We start from the raw sequence: 18,506 nt of genomic DNA, 5'->3' as shown, positions 1-18,506 counted from the left end.
CGAAACACGCGACGGCGACAGCCCGACCGCAAGCCCGGGTGCCAGAGGTGTCTAGCGGGTTGATGGCAGGGGAGCGAGGCGGGTCAGTGACGGAGAGGAGGTTCGGTTGGCGGTGGGCCGCGGTGGGCGGGGGTGGAGCGGTGGAGGGCGTCAGCGGGTCGGGACGGGATGGGTACAGGGGTCGGGCGGGGGTTCGCGAGGAGTGTCAGTGGGCGACGCCGACTGGTTCCGCTCACGGGTCGCGGGCGTCGTGATGACCCCGCGAAGTGCCTTGGGGCGTCGCGTGTTTCGCCGGATCCGCACACCCGCTTATGGGGGAGTCGCTCGTCCACAGATCCGGCCCCGTCGGGTGCGTGGGGCCGAAGCCGAGTGACGGTGGGGCCAACAGGACCGGAGGTCAGGATGACGTACACGTGGTCGACGGGCGCTGCGGCGGTGCTCGAGCACGTCGAGGACGACTGGGCGGGGGTCTGGTCGCTGTTGTTTGCCGCGACCAAGGCCACCTTCCGGCTGTCCTTGCAGCTGCCGCCCGACGTGGGCGCCGAGCTCGCCTTTGCCGCGATGGACACCGGCGAGGCGCGCGAGGAGGTCACCTGGGCGCACCCCGAAGTACCGACGACGGCCGTCGCCGTCGACCTGGGGCCTGTGGGGCCAGCACTGGACGTGCCTGCCACGTGCTCGGTGATCGTTGGCCTGCTGGACGGTGCACTCCGCCGGCTGGGCCCGATTGCCGCGGCGGATCCTTCGCCGGGCGACCGTCAGCTCGCTCGACGGATCGGCTCGAAGGTGCGTATGGCTCGCGACGTGCTGATGGACGCGCGGCCGTGAGGGCGACCTACGGTGACCTGGTCGGGCGCGCCGGGGTCGACATCCACACCGGCCTCCTGCAGGTGATGCGCCGCGGCTTCCGCGACGCCACTCAAGCGCAGAACACCGTCGGGGAGTACTACGACCTGCTGGCCGCCCTGCGCTCGCACTCCTGGTGGCTGCTCGACCCGGCCAGGATGCGTACGCGCGAACTGCGGCCCGCGGGTCGAGGTGGGCCCGACGGCGGCGACCTGGACCGGATCGCGGCGGACCTCTTCGCCAGCCTGGGCCCACTCGCCCAGCGACCCGTCTGGATGCCGTACCCGGATCCGGCGTTCGACCACCCCTGGCACGACGCAGCGGTCAAACTCGGGGCCGCCACCGACCTGCTCGCCACGCATCTAGGTCCCCGTGACGAACCGCGCTCGGAGCAAGCGGCGCTGGTGATGGACCCGGTGCAGCGCCGCGGCGCCCTTGCGTTCATTGCCTCACTGACCGACCTGACGCTGAATACCGACTCGGCCATCGGCGCCGCCTGCCGACACCGCGACATCCCCTGGCAGCAGGTGAACCAGTGGCTACCGGACCGGTCAAGGGCAAAGTCCCTGACGCGCCGGATGCATGAGCTTGCGTCACCGCACGACGGGGGACGGGGCCTACGCGACGTCACCACCAACATCTACCCCGTGCGTGAAGGCGACCCCGTCATCGAGCTAGGCGACCGCATGCTCCGCCTCCGGCGCGCCGCCTGGCGGCTCGCCGACGCGACCCCGGACTACTCCATCGTCACGTTGCACGACCTGGCCGGCCTGGGCATGGCAACCCACATGCACACCGCCCATGCCCACGGCATCGACTTCCGTGACTCCAGCTCCTCGTCAAACCGCCTGGTCGCGAGCGCACGAGCGTTCCAACGCCTCATGATCGATCTGGACGACTACCTCGCTCCGGGCCCGCCGGAACCCGCGATCCGTGTCGACATCCTCGCCGCCCGCCAGATCCTCACCGAGATCGTGCCGCTCCACCGCCGCGCGCACACGATGACCATCTCGGACCCGCGGACCCGGGACACGCTCGGCGCCCTGCACGGCGCCTGCGAGGTCCTGACCCAGATCGCGCACCTGAACCAGAGGACGTTCGCGACCCTCGCCCGTTCGCAGCTGATCCACATCCCAACCCGGCTCCTTGACGGCGAAACCCTCAGCGAGGATCCCGCCGCTGCCGCTGCGAAACTGAGCGGCGCACGCCGGATCCCGGCGACCACCGCCCGCATCGCGCAGACCGTGCAGCTCTACGATTCCATCGGCGCGGTCACCGACCCCATCGCGCCGTACGCGGTACCGGTCGCGCGAGCGGCAGCCTACGATCCGCCGGCGCTCTTCCGGGCGGCCGAGTTCGAAGGGCGTCCCTGACCTTCGGAGCGTGGAGCGCCCGCACGTTACCGTCGAACCGGCCGGCTCCCTGTGCTCAACAGGCCAGGAGAGTGGCCATCTTCACTGCTGTCATCACCACGATGGGGATCCCGAAGATCTGCATGAGGACGGGGCCGGAGACCAACCTGCCGGTAAGTCGGGCGCCGAGGAACGAGCCGACGGGCGCCGACCGCGACGAAGACAGCTGGCAGCTTCAGGTCGACCCTGGCGGTGGCCAGGTGCGGGATCAACGAGGTGAAGCACGGCAGGGTGAAGGTGACCGCTTTGATCCCGGCGGCGAGCCTGGGCTCGTAGCGGGGGAGAACCAGCACCCGCATCCGCAGGAACTCCGGGGCCGACGCCGAGGAGCCCGGCCTGACCTCGGAGGCGAGGGCCTTGGGTCGCAAGACACCGTCGGCGAGCTCGGTCCGCTGTCACGCGAGCCAGAGCTCAGCATCCTTCTTCGTGGCGAAGGTCGCGCCGGCGTTCACCCACCGCTGGGGGACTGCACCAACGATGGCGTAGCGGGCGCGCCATCGCCCGGGCGCGGTCTGCGCAACCGTCCCGAAGCCTAACCTTCGTCGCCCCACCAGACCATGGTCGCAGTAGCGAGTGTCTGCTGGTCTGGCCCAGCACGATGCCGTCGTCGACGTCGGCCTGGCGCACCCAGCGCCGCACCGACTCCACGGAGATGTCGAAGTCGGAGGCGACCTCGGCGTGCGTCAGATCGCCGCGGCGGGCAACCCGCACGACGTCACGCTTGAACTCGAGCGGGAACTTCTTAGGCACAGCGACATCCTTCCAGCGGGACCTCGTCCCACAGACGGAGTGTCAACCAGTCCCCCAGGCCTGGACCGCGGGCGGGACAGACCGCGGGCGAGTGCAACCCGTACCAGGGTCCCGGCCACGCGCGATCACGGGTCGATGGGTAGCTCAGGAGATGGTCAGATCCGCGTACATCCCGGCCGCGTAGTGCCCCGGCAGGTTGCAGATCAGCTCGTAGCGTCCGGCCGGCAGGTCCAGGGTGGTCCAGCCCGCGGCGCCCGGCTCGATGCCGTCGCCCGTGCCCGAACCGCCGCTGAGGGACACTTCGCCGAGGCTGCCGGACTCGTCGACCGTGCCGTCGGCGCCAACGGACCGGCTGCCCACCTGCTGCCCGTCGGCGAGCGGGAGCACCACCAGCTCGTGGGTGCGCCATCCGGCGTTCGCCAGCACCAGCGAGACCGTCCCGGCCGGCACGGCGGCCCGGTCCACGACCAGGCCCATGTGGCTTCGACCGCCCATCATCGCGCCCATGTCGACGGCCGTGACGCGCACGGTGGTTCCGTCCAGCTGGGGCACGGCCGTGTCCACGCGACCGCCCATCATCCCGCCGGCGCCGTGACCCGGGCCGACGGAGTTCCATCCGCGGTTCGTCGTGGCGCCGCTGCCGGCGTTGCCGGCGTTGCCGGCCCAGGCGACGGTCGCCGCCACGGATCCGATGAGCAGGACGACCGCGGTGACCAAGCCGGCGAGCAACCACGTGCGCGGTCGTCGACGCGGTCCTGCCTCCGCGGCGCTCATCGGTTCCCCGACTCCCCGAGTACTGCACGCACCTGCTGGTAGGTCGCCAGGTCGATCTCGCCTGCCGCGAGGCGTCGGTCGAGGAGCTCGAGCGGCGAGGGCGCCGGTGTCGGTCCGAAGCCCGTCGGTGGCGCCGGGACCGGCATGCCGTCGTTCGCTCGGTGCCCGGATCGAGCCAGCGCGACGACCAGCCAGACGATCGCGGCGATCAGCAGCACCCAGAACAGGCCCATGAACACCCATCCGACGCCCATCCCGGCGCCGTACCCACCCATCATCACGATCTCCTCGGACAGCCCGGCCGGCACGTTCCGCCGACCTGATGCGAACCAGACTCCGCCAACGATGCGAAGGCTCGAACATCGCGATGATTGAGATTCGATGAAGGACCGCCGCGACGGCACCCGCCCGTCGGTGGCGACCACTCCGAGATCGTCCAGAACTGCGGCTCCTACTCCACGCCGGTGGCCGACGAGAATGCCGGGCACTCCCTCGAGCACGGAGCGGTCTGGATCACCCACGACCCGAACCTCCCCGCCGCCCAGCTGGCCACCCTGAAGTCGCTGGCCGCGAAGAGCTCCTACGTCCTGGTCACGCCCCGCGCCAGCCTGCCGGCCGAGGTGGTCGCCTCCGCCTGGGGGCTGCAGCTGCAGCTGAGCTCGACGAACGACCCCCGCCTGGCGGCCTTCGTCACCAAGTACGCCAACGGCCCCCAGACCCCGGAGCCCGGCGCTGCGTGCTCCGGCGGGACCGGAACCCCCGACGCGCCCTGACGGCCGGGCCCGCTCCAGCATCCAGCGCACCGGGCGCCGACGAGCCGGCAACCGCAGTCACCGCACGACCGATAGCGCCTCCGTCGGCGCCGTGGGTTCGCCGTCGGCTGCAGCCGCGCGCCGCCGCGTGCCGGCCCGCACCACCACGACCGCACCGACCACGACGCCGAGCAGTGCCCACAGCTGCGGCTGGGTGAGGGGGCCCAGCACCCGGGTGTTGGGTATTCGTGGCCGGCACAGCGAGGCGGTTCATCCCGGGGTCGCCGGTCGTGGCGGCCGCTGGGCCGCGCGAGGCTGCCGTCAGAGCATTGAGGCGAGGTCGGAGCCGACCGTCGGGTAGGCAGTTGTCGCCGACTTCAGCTGTCGGGTGGTGAGGCCCAGCTTCATCGCCAAGCCCAGGGTGTTGACGAGCTCTGCGTAGCCGGGGCCGAGCAGGTGGGCACCGACGATCAGGTCCGAGGACCGGTCGACGAGGATCTTGACGGCCGCGGTCGTCTCTGCGACCCGATAGGTGGAGTACCAGCCGCTCGTGTCGGAGTAACGAACGTCGACATTGAGACCCTGGTCGCGGGCCTCGTGCTCGAGCAGCCCGACCCGGGTCAGCTCGGGGATGGTGAAGACCACGGTCGGGACACCGGTGTAGTCCGGGACCGCCGTGCCGCCCTTGAGCATGTTGGACGCCGCGACCTTGCCCTCGGCCACGGCGACAGGCGTCAGGGGCATCCCGGCCGTGTCGGCGCTGTCCCCGGCGGCGTACACCACCGGATTCGTGCTGCTCTGCAGGTGAGGCAGCACGCTGACCCCGCGGGCTGACCACGCCACGCCGGCCGCGTCCAGGTCGAGGCGTGCCAGGTCGGCTTCCCGACCCGCGCCGTGCACCACCAGGTCAGTCGCGATCGACTCGGTGCGGCCTGCGTGGTCGATCAGCACACGAAAGGCGGCCCCGTCGCACTCCACCGCCGCGACCGCCGTCGAGGTGCGCACCTCGACACCGGCTGCGGCCCCACGCGCGAGCAGGAGCTGCACGAGGTCGGGGTCGAAGGTCTTCAGCGGGCGAGTGCCCCGGTCGACGATGAGGACCGAGCTGCCGGCACGGGCGGCGATGTGCGCGAGCTCGAAGGAGACGAACCCGCCCCCGACGAACAGGATCCGGGCCGGGAGCGTCTCGAGGTCGAGGAACCGCGTGCTGTCGACCATGAGCTCGTGGCCGGGGAAGTCCAGGGAGCGAGGGGCGGCGCCCGTCGCGACCAGGACGTGCTGTGCGCGGTGGGCGACCCCGTCGATCTGCACGCCGTCAGCGCCGGTGAACCGTGCCTCGCCGTGCAAGGTGGCCACCCCGGCGCCAGCGAGGCCCGCCTCCATGCTGTCCGGCACCGGATCGGTGAAGCCCCGCTTGTGGCGCATGAGCTCGGTCCAGCTGATCGCTAGGCCCCCCTGGTCGACACCCTTGCCGCGCATGAGCCGGGCGGCATCGAGGATCTCCGCGCCGCGGCGCAGGATCTTCTTCGGGTCGCAGCCGCGCAGCGCGCACGTGCCGCCGTAGGGCAGCGCGTCGACGATCGCGACGTCCCAACCCTGCGAGGCGCACTTGGTCGCCGCTGTGACACCGGCCATGCCGGCGCCGATCACGATCAGGTCATGCTCCGTGCTCATGTCACTTGCCCTTTCATCCGATGGCGAGACGGCGTCGGCGCAGGGCCGGCTCGGTGACCACCCCCAAACCGTTCAGGCCCGCCCAACCAGGGCGCGGAGCTGGTCGAGCGTCGGTGCGCCGGCAAGCCCGTCCGGTGTGGTGTAAAGACGGCAGGTGAGTGCGACGGGGGCATCCCGGGCTGCAAAGCCGTCGACGCCGTTGATCAAGATGGTCGGCGAGCCGTGGAAGCCGACCCGCTCGGCCTCCTCGACGGTCTCCAGCCGGTGCCGGGTGACGTGGACGTCTGGTCGATCCGCAGCGATCTGCGCGAGCCGGCGGTCGGCGATCTGCCAGTTGGGGCAGCCGTCGAAATAGAGCAACGTGATGTCCATGCCGGGACGCTAAACCTTGATCCGCGGTACAAGGTCAAGAGAGTAGGTTCGGCTCGTGCTGATCGGAGAGCTCGGGCGCACGGTAGGCCTTCCCGGCGAGACCATCCGCTTCTACGAGCGCCGCGGGCTCCTGCCAACACCGACCCGCGGTAGCAACGGGTACCGCAACTACGACGACTCCGCGGTCGCCCGCGTGCAGTTCATCCGCGCCGCTCAAGCGGCCGGTTTCTCGCTCGACCAGATCCGCGGCATCGTCGACCTGCGGAACCACGGCCGTGCCCCGTGCTCCCACGTGGCACAGCTCATCGACGGCAAGCTCACAGAGGTCCAAGGCCGTATCCGAGAGCTCGTGGCCCTGCAGGAGGAGCTCCACCAGTTGCGCGAGCGCGCCCGGGTCCTCGATCCGGCCGACTGCACGGACGCCGACATCTGTCGCATCCTCAGCCAGTCCCTCTGACCACTTCGTCTGGAGGCGGTCGGTCGACCGCATCGACGCACCTCACCGCCCAGCTTGCGAACACACCAGCTGGGCGCCGGCGGTCACAGGTCGGCACGTGTCAGGCGCGTCGACGGCAGGGCGGCCCACCCGCCCTTGGCGCTGGAGCACTGGCGTGCGGTGCGCTCAGGACGAGGGGAGCTGCCACGTTCGCCGAAAGGAGGGGGGCCTGACGACACGTGGCCCACAGACTTCGCGGGGCGTTCGCCGGCCCGGATAGGCGGCCGTTGACTGCAGGGGTCGGGCCGCGGCGCTCGCCGGGCGTCACGACGGCGTGGGCGCTAGCGTCGTGGAGGTCCGGAGAAGACCCCTGGCGGTGGTCTATACGAGGGGCGGTGAAGCGATGTTCTCGTGGGGTGCGATCGGGGCGACGGCGCTGGTGACCATCGGGTTGGTGGCATCTGTACGCAGCGTGGCCTGGGTCCTCGCGGGCGGTCGTGCACCCGTGAGGGTCCTGCCATTTCAGTCCGGCCATCGGCCGGTCGAGCACGCTCTTTCCCGCTTCCACGCCCGGTGGTATCCGCTGACGCTGCTGTTCCTGGCGTTCGACGTGGAGATGTTGTTCATGTACCCGTGGGCAGTGGTCGTCGTGGCCAAGGGGGCCGCGGCTGCCGCTGAGATGTTCGGGTTCCTCGGCGTGTTGCTGGCAGGTGTGGTCTGGGCCTGGCGGGAGGGTGTCCTGCGGTGGGTGTGACACCACCGGTGCACGTACTGGTGCTGACACTCCCCGGCGGAGCGCCGATCCGGCTGTCGGTGGATCGAGCGCTGCGAGAGCTTGGGTGGGTGTCGGCCTGGTCGCCTGCCGACGCTGATCTGCTCGTGGTGTGCGGAGCGGCGGGCGAAGGCGACGTCGTGGAGAAGATCTGGCAGCAGCTGCCGGGACCGCGCGCACGGGTGCACCTCGACGCGTCCGCCGGGTCGGTGCCCGCCCAGGTAGGTGCCCTGCTGGAGCGGGCCGCAGCGACGTTGAGGGATCGGGCGCGACAGGACGACCTTTCCCGGGAGGCCGACTCGGTGGGTACCCACGACGCACACGGCGGGACATCCGACGACAACCGCGGCTCGACCGATCACGGCGGGATCGGGCGGGACGGGTCGGGCGACGACGTGATGGACCACCGCGACCCGAGGGCCGGTGACCCGGGCGGGATGGACATGTCGGGCCCCGCCGACATCCCGCTTGCCGGCTCCTCGGACGACGACCGCGACGGGCTCGAGATGGACGAGTGGCACGTGGTGCTCGGTGCCGGTCTGGCCGCCTGGCCGTCTGGCCTGGTGCTGCGGGCCACTCTGCACGGCGACCTGGTGACCGGAATCGAGACGCTCCGGGAACCGGCCGGAGCAGAAGCCGCCGGCAGGCGACCAGAATCCTTGCCCACGACGGCACCCGCCATCGCCGGGTGCGGCGGGGCCGCGCCCGTACGCCCGGCGCTGCTGTTCGACGCCGCTGCTGCGGTGCTCGAGCTGGCCGGGTGGTCGTCGGCTGCGGACGCCGCCCGTGGACTGCGCGACGCCGCGCTGAGCGATCCGGATCCCGCCCGCCTCGCGCCGGTAGCGGACCGCCTCGTCGGACGCGTGAGCAGCTCCCGGGCGCTGCGTTGGTCGCTCCAAGGCACACGCCGGCGCGCCGCTCCGATGACTCCGGGACGGATGGTCCATGTTCGGTTGGTCGGCCTCCTCCGCGAGGCCGCCGCTCTGCTCCGCGACCCGGGCGCCACCGTTCCGGCTCCCGCACCGGACGGGCTCGCCACCCTGCGTGACCTGGCGGTGGGGCAGGATCTCGGCACGCTTCGACTGTTGGTCGCCAGCCTGGCGCTTGATGCGCGTGAGCTCGAGCGTGTCTGACCTGAGCCCGGTGCCGGTCGTCTGGGCGGCCCTTGCCCCGGTCGGTTTGCTGGCGCTCGCCGGGACCGGTGCCGCGGTTGCGGGCGTCTCGGCGGCACGGCTGCGCGGCGCCCCAAGGAGCGCGGGGGCACTGACCCCCGTGACCGAGACGGTGCGGCTGCTACGGCAGCGGCGCCGGGTGCCCGTGGCTGCAGACCGGCTGCTGTGGCAGGTGGCCGTCGGCGGGCTTCCCGTGGTGGCGGTCCTCATGGCGGTGGTCGTACCGCTCGGCCCCGTGGTGCTGGCCGACGTGCCAGTCGGTGTCGTATGGGTCAACGCGATGGACGTCATGGTCTGGGCGCTGTGGTGGCTGGCCGGCTGGGGTCCGAACAGCGCGCACGCGCTGATAGCGGCGCACCGTTTCCTGGCGTTGGCGCTGGCGTACGAGCTGCCGCTGATGTTCGCGCTGACGGCCCCGGCGATCGCCGCGGGCAGCCTGCGGCTGGCGGACGTGGCCTCCGCGCAGCAGGGGCTCTGGTTCGTCGTGTGGATGCCCGTGGCCTTCGTAGTGCACCTGGTAGGCGCGGTCGCGTTCAGCTCCTGGGGACCGTTCGCGGCGGCCGCCGGCGCCGACCTGGCCGGTGGCGTGCTGGTCGAGGCGTCGGGCGTGGACCGGTGGCTGGTGCTTGCGGGACGGCACCTGCTGCTGGCAGCGGCGGCGCTGGTCGCGGTGCCGCTGTTCCTCGGCGGTGGCGCCGGGCCCCTGCTGGGGCCGGTGCTCTGGACCGTCGTCAAGGCGCTCGTCGTGCTGGTGGCGCTCGAGCTGCTCTCCGGGCGGGTGCCACTGGTGCGGCCCGAACGGTTCGCAGAGGTGGGCTGGGTGGTCCTGCTGCCGGCGACGGTGCTCCAGATGCTCGTCGCCGCCCTCGTGGCGATGCGGGGTGGCACGTGACCGGGGCACCGGTGGAGTGGGTCGCGGCCGTCGTCGCCGTCGCCGCGGGTGTCGCCGTGTTCCGGACCGGGTCCATGGCTCGGGCGACGTACGCGCTGGCCGTGTCGTTCGTCGCCGTCGGGGTGCTGCTGCTCGGCTTCCACCTCGACTACCTGGGCGTGGTGGTGATCCTCATGATGGTGATGGAGATGGCCGTGATGGCCCTCTTCATGGTGATGCTCATGGGGATGAACCCCGCGCTCATGCCGATGTCGATGGTGCACGGCAGGCGCGCTGCGACGGCGGTTGCGGCGGTGGTCTTCGTCGGCCTGGCGGCCGCAGCCCTGCTGGTGCCGTGGCCGGCGCGCACAGGCGCCCCGGCGGCCGACCTCACCCGCAGCCTCGGGGAGACGCTGATGGGCTCGAAGATGCTGGTGATGCTCGTCGTGAGCCCGGCGCTGTTCGCCACGATGGTGGGCGCGCTGGTCCTCGCCCACCCGCACGACCGCTACCAGCGCCGCGGTGACGACCTGGGTCGCACCCCGGACGACCCTGTCGACGGCGGGCTCGGCCGATGACCCTGCCGCTCGTTCTCGTGGTGGCCGCCGCGCTGTTCAGCGTCGGGCTGTGGGGCGCGCTGTCCCAGCAGGTCGTCGTCATGGTGATGATGGGCCTGGAGCTGATGGTCAACGCCGTCGTGCTCGCCGTCGGCGTGTTCTGGTGGTTCACCAGCCCAACGCCTGACGGCCAGGTGCTGATGCTCGTCGTGGTCGGGGCCATGACCGTCGAGATGGCGATGGGGTTCGCCGTCGCACTCCTGCTGCACCGGCGCCGCGGCACGGACATGACCGACATGGCGGCGGAGCTCGAGCGATGAGCGGCTGGCTGCTGGCGCTGGTGGTGCTGCCGACCGTCGTGGGGGTCGCGCTCCTGGTCGCGGCGGTGCGGCGGGCCGCCCGGGCCGACGACGAGCGTTCCGAGACCCGCGCCCCGGCGGTCCCGGCGCTCGCGCTGCTCACCGCGGGAGCCGTGCTGGCGCTGAGCGCCGTCGTCGCCGTGCGCCGGCCGCGCCTGCAGTGGACATTCCTGCCGGGCGGCGCCTTCGCACTGGGCGTGAGCGGGCCAGCGGTCATCGTTCTGCCCGCGGTGGCCGCCGTTGCTCTGCTGGTGCTCGCCGTGGCCGCCGCCGCGCGCACCCGGCCGGCTGCACGGTTCCACGGGCTGATGCTCCTGTTCGTCGCCGCCGTCGTGGTCACCCTGACGGCGGGCACCCTGCCCACCCTGCTGCTCGGGTGGGAGCTGATGGGCGCGGCGTCTTGGGCGCTGATCGGCTTCCGGTGGCGGGACGCCGACCGGACGGCGGCCGGCGTGGTCGCGTTCCTCACCACCCGCTCGGCTGACCTGGGCCTGTACGTGGCGGTCGGCGCAGCTGCGGCCGGGACCCTCTCCATGTCGCCGGCGGCCGGCGCCGGCCTGGGGCTGGGGCTGGACGGCCTGGCCGCCCTGCCGTCGCCGTGGCGGACCGTCGCGGCCGCGGGCCTCGTCGTCGCGGCGCTCGGCAAGGCGGCACAGCTACCGTTCAGCTTCTGGCTGTCCCGGGCGATGCTGGGCCCCAGCCCGGTCAGCGCGCTCCTGCACTCGGCGGCGATGGTCGCGATGGGCGGGTACCTGCTGCTTCGCGTCCAGCCGCTGCTGGCCGCGACCCCTCAGGTCGCCGCCGTGGCGGCGTGGGCGGGGGCGCTGACCAGCGTGGCGCTGGGCCTCGTCGCGATGGCGCAGCGGGACCTCAAACAGCTGCTGGCGGCGTCCACGGCCGCCCAGCTCGGCTTCGTCGTGCTCGCCGCCGGGGTCGGCGACGTGGCAGGCGGCACCGCGCACCTCGTCGGCCACGCCGCCACCAAGGCCCTCCTGTTCCTGGTCGCCGGCCTGTGGTTGACCGCACTGGGCACCAAGCGCCTCGACGCGCTCGCGGGCGCCGCCCGCTGGTGGCGGGGTGTCGGGCTGCTGTTCGCGCTCGCCGCGCTCACGCTCGCCGGGCTGCCGCCCCTCGGTCTGTGGGTGACCAAGGACGAGGTGCTCGCGGCCGCGGCCGCGAGCAGCCCGTGGCTGGGCGTGGTCGGCCTCGTCGGCGCGGTGCTGTCCGCGGGCTACGCCGCGGTCGCGCTGCGAGCGGTGTGGCGCGGACCCGCGCAGCGGCCGACGAGCCGACCCGGTTGGGACGACGAGGAGCCCGGGACGCGGCACGTGCCGGCCGCGGCGCTTCCCGCCCTCGCGCTGCTGGCGGCCGGCGCGGTGCTGCCGGTCGCTCTGCTGGTTCCGGCCGTCCGCGCGGCGGTGGACACGATGACCGCTCCGGCCGGACCGCTCGTCGGCCCGCTCGGAGCCGGTCTGTCCGCCGGTCTCGCACTCGTCGTCTTTGGTCTGGTGCTCCGCCGCGTTCCCCCCCCGGTGCCTGGAGCGGCAGCCTGGTGGCACCTGGAGCAGGTCGCCGGTGCACTGGTGGTCCGCCCGGTGCTCGACGCCGCCCGGACGGCGGACCGGTGGGACCGCAGGCTCGACATCGTGGTGCGAGGGGTGGCGCACGGTGCGGTGGCCGCAGCGCATGCCGCGGGTCGCTTCGATCTGACAGAGGTCGCCGGTGCGGTGCGCCGGCTCGCGGTCGGCGTGCGCTCCACGGGCCGGGTGGCCCGCGGGCTGCAGACCGGTCTGGTGCACCAGTACCTGGCGGCGGCCGCGGCCCTGCTGACCGCCGGTGCCCTTGTCCTCGTGGTGGTGAGGCCGTGATGGTGTCCCTCGTCGTGGTTCTGCCGCTGCTCGGTGCCGCGCTGCTCCTGCTGCGGCCCTGGGGACCGGTCGCGAGCCGGGCCGTCTGGTTGGGAACCGCGGCCGTCGACCTGGCGCTACTGCTCGTCGTCGTGGCTCGCTACCGGACCCCGCCGGCCGGGGGCCTCACCGAGGCGGACCAGGTGGGCTGGATCCCGGGCCTCGGCGTGTCGTACCACGTGGGGGTCGACGGCCTGTCCCTGCCGATGCTTCTGCTCAGCGACGTGCTCTTCCTGGCCTGCGCGGTGTGGTCCCTGCGCGGGGACGACAAGGTGCGCAGGCTCGCCGCCCTCTTCCTGGCGTTGCAGACAACCTGCCTCGGGTTGTTCGCTGCCCAGGACCTGATCCTGTTCTTCCTCTTCTTCGACCTGTCGATCGTCGCGATGTATGCGGTGATCGCCGGCTGGGGTCACGGCGAGGCGCGGCGGGCGGCCCTGCAGTTCTTCCTGTACACGTTCACCGGCTCGCTGGCGCTGCTGGTCGGTTTCATCGGGCTGGCCCTGCGCACGGCGCCGCACACCTTCGACATCCCCACCCTCACGGCACGCGCCGCGGAGGGCGGGACGAAGGCAGGAAGCGGACTCGCCGTGCTCGGCCTGGTGCTGCTGGGACTGGCGATCAAGACGCCGACCGTGCCGTTCCACACCTGGCTCCCTCCCGCCCACACCGACGCGCCCTCCATCGGCTCCGCGGTGCTGGCCGGCGTGCTGCTCAAGATGGGCACCTACGGGTTCCTCCGCGTGGGCCTGCCGCTGCTGCCCGACGCGTGGCGGTCGTGGGCCTGGGTGATCATCGTCGTCGGCTTGGTGTCGGTGCTGTACGGCGCGCTCGTCGCGCTTGCCCAGGACAACCTGAAGCGGATGATCGCCTACACGTCCGTCAACCACATGGGCTACGTGGTGCTGGCCGTGGGCGCCGCCGGGCTGGTGGCGCCCGACACCGCGACGGCCCGCGAGGTCGCGGTGACCGGCGCTGTGACCCAGATGGTGAGCCACGGGCTGATCACCGGCGCCCTGTTCCTTCTCGCGGGCGTGCTGCGGGACCGGTCCGGGACCTACGCGATGGACCGGTTCGGGGGTCTGGCCGGGGTCGCACCCCGGTACTCCACCCTGTTCGTCGCCGGCGCCCTCGCGTCCCTCGGACTGCCGGGGCTGTCCGGGTTCGTCGCCGAGCTGCAGATCTTCACCGGCTCCATCGCGGGTACCTGGTGGGCCGCGCTCGCGCTGCCGGGGATCCTGCTGACTGCAGCGCTGTTCCTGCGGGCGTTCCACCGCGTCTTCACCGGCGACCGCGGTCCGGCCAGCGCCGGCTTCGCCGACCTGACGGGGTCCGAGCTGATCGGGGCCGGTGGACTGCTCCTCGCGTCGGTGCTCATCGGCCTCGTGCCCGGGCCGTTGCTGACGCTCATCCGGCCGTTCGCGGCAACGGCCGTCGCGGTGCTCGGCCGATGACACACCGGGCGGGGGAGGCGCCGCGATGAGCGCCCACGACTATGCCCCGCTGGTGCCCGAGGGCATCCTCGTGGCCGGCGCGGTCGCCGTGCTGCTGCTCGGGTCGTTCCTGCCCCGGCGGCGGCTGCCCGTCACCCGATGGGTCGCCGGTGCCGCGCTCGTCGCCTCCGCCGCCACGGCGCTCGGTGCCGGCACCGGGACGGCGTTCGCGCAGACCTACGCGCTGGACGCGGCCACGGCGATCGCGCGGGTGGTCGCACCGCTCGCAGCGCTCGGCGTGCTGGCCCTCGGCGCCGACGAGCTGCGCCGCACCACCCGGGAGGCCGAGACCTGCGCGCTGGTACTGCTCGGCACGGCCGGGACCGTGGTGCTGGCCGGTGCGGACGACCTCGCAGTGCTCGCCGCGGGCTACCTGCTGGCATCGGTGCCCGTCTACGCGCTCGTCGGGCTGGCGCAGAGCGGGCGAGCGGCGGAGGCGGCCCTCAAGGCGTACCTGCTCGGCGCGCTGCTCGGCGCGATGCTGCTGCTGGGGACCGCCGTCCTCGCGGGGGTCGGCGGGTCGACGGGCTACCCGGACCTGCACCGGACGCTGCCCGCAGCACCGGCCGCTGCCACCGCGGTCGGCTTCGTCCTGGTGCTGGCCGGGCTGACCTTCAAGGCGGGTGCGGTGCCGGGTCACTTCTGGGTGCCCGACGCGGCACAGGGCGGCAGTGCGACCGCGGCTGCCTTCGTCACCACCGTCCCCAAGGTCGGTGGGCTGCTGGCCATCGCACGCCTGGTCGGCGTGCTGGCCGGCGTGCCGGTCGCGGCCGCCGCTGCCGTCGCTGTACTGGCGGCGGCCACGATGACACTGGCCAACCTGGCTGCGCTGGGCCAGGACGACGTCCGCCGGCTGCTCGGCTGGTCCGCCGTGGCGCAGGTCGGCTTCCTGCTGATGGCCCCGGCCGCGCTGGCGCGACCCGGTGCCGTACCCGCCCTCGGTCTCTACCTGGCGGCTTACACCGCGACGAACGTCGTGGCGTTCGCCGTGGCCGCGGCTCACCCTCGGCGGCGCCGGCTCGCCGACTGGGCGGGGCTGGCGCACCGCCACCCCGTCAGCGCGGCGGCCCTGGGGGTCGCGATGCTCGGGCTGGTGGGCACCCCTCCGACGGCCGTGTTCGCCGCGAAGGTGAGTGTGTTCACGGCTGCCTGGGACGCCGGCTGGCGCTGGCTCGTGCTGCTCGCCGCGGCGCTGACCGTGGTGAGCCTGGCGTACTACCTGCGCTGGATCCGAGCGGCATTCGCCACCGAGCCCACTGACGCCGGCCACGACGAGTCACCCGTGCACCGCACCGCTCAGGCCGTCGCCGTCGGCGGTTCGGTCGTCGTGCTGGCACTGGGTCCGGTGGCCGGCCCCGTGTTGCACGCCCTGAGCGGCCCGCTGCTGCCCTGACGCGGCAGCCAAGGCCAGGTTGCCAGCTCAGGAGACGGTCAGCTCGGCATACATCCCGCCTGCGTAGTGGCCAGGCAGGTTGCAGACCAGCTCGTAACGCCCGGCAGTGAGCTGCAATGTGGTCCATCCTGCGGCACCAGCGATGATGCCATCGCCGGAACCGGCCCCACCCCCGCGGGAAGCCTCGCCGAGGCTGCCGGACTCGTCGACCTTCCCGTCCCCGCCGACTGCGCGGGAACCCACCTGCTGACCGTCGGGCAGCGGCAGCACCAGCAGCTCATGGGTGCGGAAGCCGGCGTTGTTCAGCACCAGCGAGACCGTGCCCGAGGACACCGCGCTGCGGTCCGGCGCCAGACGCATCGGCCCGGCAGCACCCATCATGGCGCCCATGTCGACGGCCGTGACCTGCACGGTCGTCCCGGCCAGCTGCGGCAGCGACGTCTGTATGCCGCCGCCCATCATGCCACCCGACCTGCCGCCGAGACCGCTGGAGGTCCACCCGTTCGCCGTCGACGTGATGGGACGTCCTGCGTTCGCCCACGTGACAGTCACGGCCACCGAGCCCACGAGCAGGACCACGGCCGTGACCAGTCCGGCCACCAGCCACACGCGCCGATGGGCGCCGCCGGCTGCCCCGCGCGGTGCAGGAGGACCGCCGCTGAGAGGTGCGGTCATCGCGCACCGCCGCTCTCACCCAGCGCGGCGCGCACCGGCTGGTAGGCGGCAAGGTCGGTCTCACCGGCGGCGAGCCGACGGTCCAGCACGTCCACAGCTGTCGCGGACGCGGGTCCGAACCCCGTCGGAGGCGCGAGCAACGCCGGGGCCGTCGTGTCGTGGCGGTTCCCGGACCGGACGAGCTCGGCGATCAGCCACACGATCGCACCGACCAGGAGCACCCAGAAGAGTCCCATGAACACCCAGCCACCGGGGCCCATCCCCATGCCGTACGAACCCATCATCACGCGCCTCCATCGACCGGGGTGGTCCCCGTCGGACCTCCCTGCTGCAACCAGCCTGCGACGGCCTTACGAAGCGATCGCGGTCGCGATGATCAAGATTCGATGAAGCCGGGCGGATCGGGCAGACGGGCGAGCAGCCACCGGGTCGCCAAGGGCAGCCCGGGCCTGTGCCAAGGGCCCGTGCCGCCCTGTTCGGCGTCTCAACCACCACGCCCGGAATGGTTCTCCGCCAGCGGACACAACCCAGCGGTCTGTCACTTCTTCACCGATCGTCAATGGGAATCGTGCACAGCCAGGAAGAAGGCTCGGGTAGACAGGCGTGATGCGGGCGCAGCATCGGTTCGACGTGGATGAGCGTGGACACCGGCTGCCGCCGGCTCGCGGGCGGTCGCCGTTCGCCGCCGGCTGGATCGCCGCCCGTCGTCCTCACGCTCAACCGCTCCACGAAGGTTTGAAATGAACCAGGTCCCGCCCACGAACCTCCGCCCCCGAGGCACGAACCTACGCCGGCTGCTCGCGCCGATGCTGTCGTCGCTCCTGGTCGCGCTGGTGGCAACCGCATCACCCGCCGGTGCAGACGACCTGTCCAACAAGCGCAAGCAGACCCAGGCGCAGCTTCAGGCAAACCAGGCGGCGCGGGACGCGCTGCAGGCGTCGCTGGAGGACCTCTCGGCGAACCTTGCCCAAACCGTGTCGGACCTGCAGAACGTGCAGGCCCAGCTGCCCGCAGCCCAGCAGAAGCTCGACGACGCGAACGCCTCGCTGCAGGCGACGCAGCGCCAGGCTCAGCGGATCGCCGACGATCTCGCCGATGCCAAGGCCCAGGAGTTGTCGCTCGCCGACGCGGTCGCCAAGGACCAGGCCCAGTCGGCGCAGGTCCGGATCGCAATCGGGCAGATGGCCCGTCAGGCGTATCGAAGCGGTGCCGCGATCGACACGTCGGGCCTGTCGATGGTGGTAGGGGCTACCGATGTGCAGGACTTCGTGGACCGCTTGGCGCTCAGGTCCACGGCGCAGCGCACGCAGGAGCAGGTGCTGGGGCAGATGCAGGCCATCGAGGCGCAGGACCGCGGCTCGCAGGCCCGGCTGACCGCCGTGCGCGAGCGGATCGACCAGCTGAAGAAGGACGCCGACCAGCAGGTGGCCCTGGCGGACCAGGCGACAAGGGAGGCTGCGGCCGCGAAGGCTCAGGTGGACACGCTCGTCGCGAACCAGACCGCCAAGCAGGCGACCATCGAGGGTGAGATCGCCCAGGCGAAGGCGGACCAGGCGCAGGCGGATGCCGCGCAGGTTCAGCTGAAGAACGAGCTGGCCACGATCATTGCCCAGCAAGCCGCGCAGGCCGCGTCCCAGCGACCGACGAGCACCAGGCCACAGGCGGCCACCCGCGCCGGCGCCTGGTTCGTGAACCCGACGGCAAACAGTCCGATAGTCGTGACCTCGCCCTACGGGATGCGACTTCAGCCGATTCTGAAGATCTGGCGGCTGCACGCCGGAATAGACCTCGTCGATCGGTGCAATCAGCCGGTGTACGCAGGTCGCGACGGCACGGTGCTGAAGCTTCAGACGATCTACGGGGACGGCAACCGGGTCATGGTGGACCACGGCTGGGTCAACGGTGCCTCGCTGATGACGGCCTACAACCATCTCAACACGTTCGCGGTCTCTGCCGGCCAGAGCGTCCGGGCGGGTCAGCTACTCGGCTACGCCGGCATGACCGGCGGCGTCTCTACGGGATGTCACCTCGATTTCCAGGTCTACATCAACGGCTCCACGGTCGACCCGGCCCCCTATCTCGGTCTCTGAGCTCTCGTCATTAGGCGCGGCCGCACGTATCCCGCACGTCGCCCTTAAGTAGTTCGCACAACGGGGAGCGGGACCAGTCAACCGAAACGTGGCCGGCGCGGCTCCAGAGAGCGCCAACTTCACCGAACCTTCGTCGTTCCTGGTGGTCAACCTGCGGTGCGCTGGACGTAGCTTGGCGTACGCGACGCGGTTTGGGCGGAGGAG

The 18,506-nt window shown here is 72.1% G+C and carries 21 protein-coding genes; 13 read left to right on the top strand and 8 right to left on the bottom strand.

Going from position 1 to position 18,506, the window contains the following annotated elements; genetic code table 11:
* The first annotated feature begins 402 nt into the window (after positions 1-402).
* Positions 403-828 (top strand): hypothetical protein, encoded by a 426-nt coding sequence (locus tag ACFQTY_RS14490; protein WP_378101674.1) that lies wholly within the window; start codon positions 403-405, stop codon positions 826-828.
* Entirely contained in the window at positions 825-2,219 is a 1,395-nt protein-coding gene (locus ACFQTY_RS14485; RefSeq protein ID WP_378101672.1) for a hypothetical protein, read from the top strand. The genes ACFQTY_RS14490 and ACFQTY_RS14485 overlap by 4 nt, the downstream gene beginning before the upstream one ends.
* Positions 2,220-2,669: 450 nt before the next feature.
* On the opposite strand, the gene ACFQTY_RS14480 is transcribed toward ACFQTY_RS14485, so the two are convergent.
* The 3 genes from ACFQTY_RS14480 to ACFQTY_RS14470 all read right to left on the bottom strand — a co-directional run bounded on the left by ACFQTY_RS14480 (position 2,670) and on the right by ACFQTY_RS14470 (position 4,090).
* Positions 2,670-3,008: a transposase gene (locus ACFQTY_RS14480; protein ID WP_378101670.1), complete on the bottom strand. Its 339-nt coding sequence runs from the start codon at positions 3,006-3,008 to the stop codon at positions 2,670-2,672.
* Positions 3,009-3,152: 144 nt separating this feature from the next.
* A complete protein-coding gene (locus ACFQTY_RS14475) occupies positions 3,153-3,782 on the bottom strand; it encodes a sulfocyanin-like copper-binding protein (RefSeq protein ID WP_378101668.1) in 630 nt (209 codons plus the stop codon).
* On the bottom strand, positions 3,779-4,090 hold the full coding sequence (locus tag ACFQTY_RS14470) for an SHOCT domain-containing protein (RefSeq protein WP_378101664.1): 312 nt from the start codon (positions 4,088-4,090) through the stop codon (positions 3,779-3,781). Before ACFQTY_RS14470 ends, ACFQTY_RS14475 begins: the two co-directional genes overlap by 4 nt.
* Before the next feature lie 63 nt (positions 4,091-4,153).
* Here ACFQTY_RS14470 and ACFQTY_RS14465 point away from each other — a divergent pair, with 63 nt between their 5' ends.
* A complete protein-coding gene (locus ACFQTY_RS14465) occupies positions 4,154-4,555 on the top strand; it encodes a DUF3105 domain-containing protein (RefSeq protein ID WP_378101662.1) in 402 nt (133 codons plus the stop codon).
* Positions 4,556-4,612: 57 nt separating this feature from the next.
* On the opposite strand, the gene ACFQTY_RS14460 is transcribed toward ACFQTY_RS14465, so the two are convergent.
* The 3 genes from ACFQTY_RS14460 to ACFQTY_RS14450 form a co-directional block, all read right to left on the bottom strand.
* Positions 4,613-4,765 carry a hypothetical protein gene (locus ACFQTY_RS14460; protein ID WP_378101659.1) on the bottom strand — a complete coding sequence of 51 codons (153 nt, stop codon included), beginning with the start codon at positions 4,763-4,765 and terminating at the stop codon, positions 4,613-4,615.
* Positions 4,766-4,855: 90 nt separating this feature from the next.
* Positions 4,856-6,208 carry a dihydrolipoyl dehydrogenase family protein gene (locus ACFQTY_RS14455; protein WP_378101657.1) on the bottom strand — a complete coding sequence of 451 codons (1,353 nt, stop codon included), beginning with the start codon at positions 6,206-6,208 and terminating at the stop codon, positions 4,856-4,858.
* A gap of 72 nt (positions 6,209-6,280) precedes the next feature.
* Positions 6,281-6,580 (bottom strand): thioredoxin family protein, encoded by a 300-nt coding sequence (locus ACFQTY_RS14450; protein WP_378101655.1) that lies wholly within the window; start codon positions 6,578-6,580, stop codon positions 6,281-6,283.
* A gap of 55 nt (positions 6,581-6,635) precedes the next feature.
* Between ACFQTY_RS14450 and ACFQTY_RS14445 the strand changes: the two genes are divergently transcribed.
* The 9 genes from ACFQTY_RS14445 (at position 6,636) to ACFQTY_RS14405 (ending at position 15,537) form a co-directional block, all read left to right on the top strand.
* Positions 6,636-7,037, top strand: a complete 402-nt coding sequence (locus ACFQTY_RS14445; RefSeq protein ID WP_378101653.1) for a heavy metal-responsive transcriptional regulator — start codon at positions 6,636-6,638, stop codon at positions 7,035-7,037.
* Positions 7,038-7,419: 382 nt separating this feature from the next.
* Positions 7,420-7,770, top strand: coding sequence for an NADH-quinone oxidoreductase subunit A (locus tag ACFQTY_RS14440; RefSeq protein WP_378101651.1), 351 nt, complete (start codon positions 7,420-7,422; stop codon positions 7,768-7,770).
* A 158-nt stretch (positions 7,771-7,928) separates the two neighbouring features.
* On the top strand, positions 7,929-8,921 hold the full coding sequence (locus tag ACFQTY_RS14435) for a hypothetical protein (RefSeq protein WP_378101649.1): 993 nt from the start codon (positions 7,929-7,931) through the stop codon (positions 8,919-8,921).
* On the top strand, positions 8,914-9,852 hold the full coding sequence (locus tag ACFQTY_RS14430) for an NADH-quinone oxidoreductase subunit H (RefSeq protein ID WP_378101646.1): 939 nt from the start codon (positions 8,914-8,916) through the stop codon (positions 9,850-9,852). The genes ACFQTY_RS14435 and ACFQTY_RS14430 overlap by 8 nt, the downstream gene beginning before the upstream one ends.
* Positions 9,849-10,409, top strand: coding sequence for an NADH-quinone oxidoreductase subunit J (locus tag ACFQTY_RS14425; protein ID WP_378101643.1), 561 nt, complete (start codon positions 9,849-9,851; stop codon positions 10,407-10,409). Before ACFQTY_RS14430 ends, ACFQTY_RS14425 begins: the two co-directional genes overlap by 4 nt.
* Positions 10,406-10,708: an NADH-quinone oxidoreductase subunit NuoK gene (locus ACFQTY_RS14420; protein WP_378101640.1), complete on the top strand. Its 303-nt coding sequence runs from the start codon at positions 10,406-10,408 to the stop codon at positions 10,706-10,708. Before ACFQTY_RS14425 ends, ACFQTY_RS14420 begins: the two co-directional genes overlap by 4 nt.
* Complete coding sequence (locus ACFQTY_RS14415) at positions 10,705-12,615, top strand: proton-conducting transporter membrane subunit (RefSeq protein WP_378101638.1); 1,911 nt, start codon at positions 10,705-10,707, stop codon at positions 12,613-12,615. Before ACFQTY_RS14420 ends, ACFQTY_RS14415 begins: the two co-directional genes overlap by 4 nt.
* Positions 12,615-14,105: a NuoM family protein gene (locus ACFQTY_RS14410; RefSeq protein ID WP_378101829.1), complete on the top strand. Its 1,491-nt coding sequence runs from the start codon at positions 12,615-12,617 to the stop codon at positions 14,103-14,105. Before ACFQTY_RS14415 ends, ACFQTY_RS14410 begins: the two co-directional genes overlap by 1 nt.
* 25 nt (positions 14,106-14,130) lie before the next feature.
* The gene (locus tag ACFQTY_RS14405; protein ID WP_378101635.1) at positions 14,131-15,537 is read left to right on the top strand and encodes an NADH-quinone oxidoreductase subunit N; all 1,407 of its coding nucleotides are present in this window, start codon (positions 14,131-14,133) and stop codon (positions 15,535-15,537) included.
* A 27-nt stretch (positions 15,538-15,564) separates the two neighbouring features.
* Here ACFQTY_RS14405 and ACFQTY_RS14400 read toward each other — a convergent pair whose 3' ends face one another.
* Together ACFQTY_RS14400 and ACFQTY_RS14395 are read right to left on the bottom strand one after the other, a co-directional pair.
* Positions 15,565-15,999, bottom strand: coding sequence for a sulfocyanin-like copper-binding protein (locus ACFQTY_RS14400; protein WP_378101633.1), 435 nt, complete (start codon positions 15,997-15,999; stop codon positions 15,565-15,567).
* A 209-nt stretch (positions 16,000-16,208) separates the two neighbouring features.
* Positions 16,209-16,496, bottom strand: coding sequence for an SHOCT domain-containing protein (locus tag ACFQTY_RS14395; protein WP_378101630.1), 288 nt, complete (start codon positions 16,494-16,496; stop codon positions 16,209-16,211).
* Positions 16,497-16,952: 456 nt separating this feature from the next.
* On the opposite strand from ACFQTY_RS14395, the gene ACFQTY_RS14390 reads away from it, so the two are divergent.
* Complete coding sequence (locus ACFQTY_RS14390) at positions 16,953-18,302, top strand: peptidoglycan DD-metalloendopeptidase family protein (protein WP_378101627.1); 1,350 nt, start codon at positions 16,953-16,955, stop codon at positions 18,300-18,302.
* Positions 18,303-18,506: the final 204 nt, after the last annotated feature.

This window comes from Cellulomonas sp. T2.31MG-18 (assembly GCF_964266755.1).
Taxonomy (GTDB): domain Bacteria; phylum Actinomycetota; class Actinomycetes; order Actinomycetales; family Cellulomonadaceae; genus Cellulomonas.
Note: the sequence above shows the minus strand (reverse complement) of the source record. Positions and strands in the feature narration are given on the sequence as shown.

What these genes read in the sequence shown, in the direction of transcription:
- ACFQTY_RS14490 (WP_378101674.1), top strand. Translation starts at nt 403, where the DNA reads ATGACGTACACGTGGTCGACGGGCGCTGCGGCGGTGCTCGAGCACGTC.
- ACFQTY_RS14475 (WP_378101668.1), bottom strand. Translation starts at nt 3,782, where the DNA reads ATGAGCGCCGCGGAGGCAGGACCGCGTCGACGACCGCGCACGTGGTTG.
- ACFQTY_RS14455 (WP_378101657.1), bottom strand. Translation starts at nt 6,208, where the DNA reads ATGAGCACGGAGCATGACCTGATCGTGATCGGCGCCGGCATGGCCGGT.
- ACFQTY_RS14450 (WP_378101655.1), bottom strand. Translation starts at nt 6,580, where the DNA reads ATGGACATCACGTTGCTCTATTTCGACGGCTGCCCCAACTGGCAGATC.
- ACFQTY_RS14440 (WP_378101651.1), top strand. Translation starts at nt 7,420, where the DNA reads ATGTTCTCGTGGGGTGCGATCGGGGCGACGGCGCTGGTGACCATCGGG.
- ACFQTY_RS14420 (WP_378101640.1), top strand. Translation starts at nt 10,406, where the DNA reads ATGACCCTGCCGCTCGTTCTCGTGGTGGCCGCCGCGCTGTTCAGCGTC.
- ACFQTY_RS14415 (WP_378101638.1), top strand. Translation starts at nt 10,705, where the DNA reads ATGAGCGGCTGGCTGCTGGCGCTGGTGGTGCTGCCGACCGTCGTGGGG.
- ACFQTY_RS14410 (WP_378101829.1), top strand. Translation starts at nt 12,615, where the DNA reads ATGGTGTCCCTCGTCGTGGTTCTGCCGCTGCTCGGTGCCGCGCTGCTC.
- ACFQTY_RS14405 (WP_378101635.1), top strand. Translation starts at nt 14,131, where the DNA reads ATGAGCGCCCACGACTATGCCCCGCTGGTGCCCGAGGGCATCCTCGTG.
- ACFQTY_RS14400 (WP_378101633.1), bottom strand. Translation starts at nt 15,999, where the DNA reads ATGATGGGCGGCGGCATACAGACGTCGCTGCCGCAGCTGGCCGGGACG.
- ACFQTY_RS14395 (WP_378101630.1), bottom strand. Translation starts at nt 16,496, where the DNA reads ATGATGGGTTCGTACGGCATGGGGATGGGCCCCGGTGGCTGGGTGTTC.
- ACFQTY_RS14390 (WP_378101627.1), top strand. Translation starts at nt 16,953, where the DNA reads ATGAACCAGGTCCCGCCCACGAACCTCCGCCCCCGAGGCACGAACCTA.